At 60.8% G+C, this 2818-nt stretch carries 3 protein-coding genes; 1 reads left to right on the plus strand and 2 read right to left on the minus strand.

What is annotated here, in order from left to right; all coding sequences use genetic code 11:
* A partial coding sequence (locus IIC71_15130) for an ATP-binding protein (protein ID MCH7670512.1) occupies positions 1-224 on the plus strand: 224 nt, incomplete at its 5' end.
* A gap of 63 nt (positions 225-287) precedes the next feature.
* Here the strand turns inward: IIC71_15130 and IIC71_15135 are convergent.
* Both IIC71_15135 and IIC71_15140 read right to left on the minus strand, forming a co-directional pair.
* Positions 288-1052 carry an ATP-binding protein gene (locus IIC71_15135; protein ID MCH7670513.1) on the minus strand — a complete coding sequence of 255 codons (765 nt, stop codon included), beginning with the start codon at positions 1050-1052 and terminating at the stop codon, positions 288-290.
* Positions 1049-2590 carry an IS21 family transposase gene (locus IIC71_15140; protein MCH7670514.1) on the minus strand — a complete coding sequence of 514 codons (1542 nt, stop codon included), beginning with the start codon at positions 2588-2590 and terminating at the stop codon, positions 1049-1051. The genes IIC71_15135 and IIC71_15140 overlap by 4 nt, the downstream gene beginning before the upstream one ends.
* Between the last annotated feature and the right edge of the window lie 228 nt (positions 2591-2818).

Raw genomic sequence — 2818 nt, forward strand, 5'->3', positions numbered from 1 at the left:
ACGGCGGCGAGAACCGGGTCAAAGCAGCCCGGTTCCCCCAGACTAAGACCCTCGACGATTTCGATTTCACCCACCAGAGGTCCGTGTCGAGGCAGCAGATCGCGCATCTCCACCAACTCGACTTCCTCCGTGAAGCCCACAACGTGATCTTCCTCGGACCCCCAGGCACCGGCAAGACGCACCTGTCAATCGCATTGGGGGTCCAGGTGGGAATGTCCACTTGATTTGGCCCCACCGCGCTCGCTTGATTTGGCCCCACCTGTGGGGTGTGTGGTGACTGAGGGTAGTCATTTTGTGGTTCCGGTTCTGGTGGTGCGGAGCCGGTAGGAGTCGGTGCCGGTTTCGATGATGTGGGCTTTGAAGGTGAGCCGGTCGATGATTGCTGAGCACAGGCGCGGGTCGGTGAATGTGTTGGCCCATTCTGAGAACGGTGCGTTGGTGGCTACGACGATTGAGGCGCGTTCTTCTCGTTCGGTGATGACTTGGAACAGCAGTTCGGCTCCTCTGGGGTCGAGGTGGAGGTAGCCGAGTTCGTCGATGAGGAGGAGGTTGAGGCGTCCGTAGCGTGCAATGAGGCGTGAGAGGGTGTGTTCGTCTTGGGCTTCGACGAGTTCGTTCACGAGGCCGGCTGCGGTTGTGTAGCGCACGGAGAGCCCTTTGTGGCACGCGGCGACACCGGTACCGATGAGGAGGTGGGTTTTGCCTGTGCCTGAGTCGCCGAGGAACACGACGGGAACCCCTTTGGTGATGAAGTCACCTTGGGTGAGGGTTGCAATGGTGGCACCGTTGATGGGGGTGATGGAGGTATCGAAGTCGGCGAGATGTTTGAGTCGTGGGAAGTGGGCTTCTCGGATGCGTCGGATACGGCGCCGTTCGGCACGGTCATCGACTTCGGATGCGAGCAGCTCTGCAAGGTAGGCGCGGTGGGTGAGCTGGTCACGGGCGGCGGCGTCGGCTATGTCGCCGGCTTGGGTGCGTACGGTTGGTAACGCCAGGGTGGTGGCTGCTGCGATGATCGCAGCGTCGGCGGCTTGTTCAGTCAACACGGTCATGTGGGTTCTCCTGTGAGTAGCTGGTCATAGATGGCGACGTCGGGTGTGGGTCGGTCGTAGCGTGCCAGTGTCCCGATGGGGATTGCATCGGCTGGTTGTCTCTGGTCGGTGTGGCGGCGGGCTTCAACAATGACCACCATTGGGTCGACGATGCCTGTGTGGTTCGCTGCTTGTAGTGCAGTGACGATCGAATCGTGCGGGAGGCAACGATGTTGGAGCAGCACCTCGATCAACGCCCGGGTGCCGGCCTGGTCACCGTGGCGGCGCCGTGCCGTGTCCCAGAATCGTTGATGCGCCTCGGTGAACGTCCCCGAAGTCCGGGCTTGGATCAGGGCGGTTGCCCCAGGCAACGCCCCGGGTTTACGGGTCAGGATCTCGAGATAATGGTCCAACGTCAACGTTTCGGTGCCTTTGTGCAGTGACCGTGCGTGACGTGCCACAATGTTGGATCCGTCGAGGATCTCGAGATGCGACGCCCCGAGACGGACCCGTATCTTGGTTCCGGCGAGGCGGACCGGCACTGAGTAGTGGGCCTGACGCACACAGACCCTCGATTTGTGATCCACCCGGCATTCGAGGACGACCGCGACATCGAACGGTTCCCGGTTCAACGTCTGGAGCAGCGGCTGTTCCAACGCGAAATGGTCGCCGACTGTGACCCGGCGGCCGTCGATCAAAGGACGCCCCGAAATGACGCGAGCATCGTCTGTGATATCGGCTGTGGCGACCAGGGCGTTGAGGTCCTTGAGTGACGCCACTTTCGGGACGGGGACGAGATGGCGTCTGCGGAACCGGCCGATCTCACCCTCCACACCGCCCTTTTCATGGGCACCGTCGATACCGGGGAGACAGAAAAACGAGTCGAATCCGTAATGAGACCTCAACGCTATGAACTTGGTGTTCTCCCACCGGTCACGACCCAGAAGGATCTTGGTCACAGCCGCTTTCAGATTGTCGTAACGGATCATTGAAGGAACACCACCCAAGTACGCGAACGCCAGGTTGTGGCCCTCATAGAACGACTCGCCGCACTGGTTCCCGAACACACAATGGAACGCTTTCCCCGACGCTGAGAGACGCATCACGAACAGCCACAGACGGGTCCATTCCCCATCGAGCCACGCATAGAACTCACCGAAATCGACCTCAGCCTCCTCCCCGAGCCGGTGGGTTTGTGGGACAGCCACCGTTGGTGTCTTCACCAACTCGGCCTTCACCCGGGCAACGTATCGGCGCACCGTCGACTCACCGACCTGGGCACCATGCTCAGACACCAGGCGTTCCCACACACGGCGCGCCGTGTGACGCTGCTTCGTGGGCACATCCAGATCGGCGACGAGCCAAACCCGGATCGTGTCTTTGAACGGACCCAGCACAGGTGCGTCACGTGGCGGTGTCTGACGTGGCGGCGGCACCGCATCCTCAATTGCCTGACGCACCGTACGGCGATGCACACCATGGGCATTAGCCAACCCGCGGATCGACGAACCCTGCCCGTGCTCACGACGAATCTCCTCAAACAACTTCACCCGCAACATCTCCCTCTCCTACCTCGATCAGCTTCTCCACAGAAGCTACCGAGAGTAGGAATCAGTCCACCAAGTGGGGCCAAATCAAACGAGCGAAAAGACCCAAAAAGGGGCCAAATCAGATAAGCACACCCAACGCGACATGGCGAAGCTTCGCAACAAGTACTGCTCACGTCTCCACGCCCTCCTCCTCGCTGTAGAGGATGGCGGTATCGGGGAAAGGATCAGTGCTGCCAC

The sequence above is a fragment of the Acidobacteriota bacterium genome (genome assembly GCA_022562055.1).
Lineage (GTDB): Bacteria > Actinomycetota > Acidimicrobiia > Spongiisociales > UBA5794 > BMS3BBIN02.

Coding starts and splice junctions, on each gene's coding strand:
- IIC71_15140 (MCH7670514.1), bottom strand. CDS start 2,590: ATGTTGCGGGTGAAGTTGTTTGAGGAGATTCGTCGTGAGCACGGGCAG.
- IIC71_15135 (MCH7670513.1), bottom strand. CDS start 1,052: ATGACCGTGTTGACTGAACAAGCCGCCGACGCTGCGATCATCGCAGCA.